The organism is Pseudomonas sp. EA_5y_Pfl2_R50 (assembly GCF_963970475.1).
Classification (GTDB): domain Bacteria; phylum Pseudomonadota; class Gammaproteobacteria; order Pseudomonadales; family Pseudomonadaceae; genus Aquipseudomonas.
On sequence record NZ_CAXAPT010000116.1, the window covers coordinates 1 to 517 of the forward strand.

General features: G+C 65.0%; 1 protein-coding gene. It reads left to right on the top strand.

Translation table 11 applies throughout. The features are described from left to right. Positions 1 to 517, top strand: a 517-nt coding sequence (locus AACY19_RS26985; RefSeq protein WP_445262334.1) for a hypothetical protein, incomplete at both ends; no start/stop codon positions are given.

Here is a 517-nt window from a genome sequence, read left to right on the forward strand (position 1 = left end):
CGATCGCGAAGGTCACACGGCTCTTCAACAACACCGCCTTCGACGTGGTGACCGAGCTCTTCCAGAACGCCCGCCGAGCCGGCGCTATTGCGGTCGCCGTCCTGATCCAAACGGGCGGACCCGACACGCTCCTCCACATCATCGATGATGGCCACGGCATCGCCGATCCTGCTTCAATCGTCACACTCGGACGCTCGGGATGGTCGGAGCAAACTCGTCGCATGGAAGACCCGGCAGGTATGGGCGTGTTCAGCCTCGCCGGTCGGGACGTGATCGTCCGTTCCTTCTCCCGTCCCGACCGGCAGGGATGGATGGCGCACATCCCCGCCTCGGCGTGGGAGACGAGCCGACCAATCGCGATTTCGCCCGACCCAATCTCGCGCGGCACAGCCATCACGATCAAAGTTGCCGACGCCTGGCTGAAGACACTGGCCGACGACGTCGCCACGGCCGCGAAACACTACCCCCTCCCGGTAACCCTGAACGGGGATACGCTACCGCGCGAGGACTGGCTGCA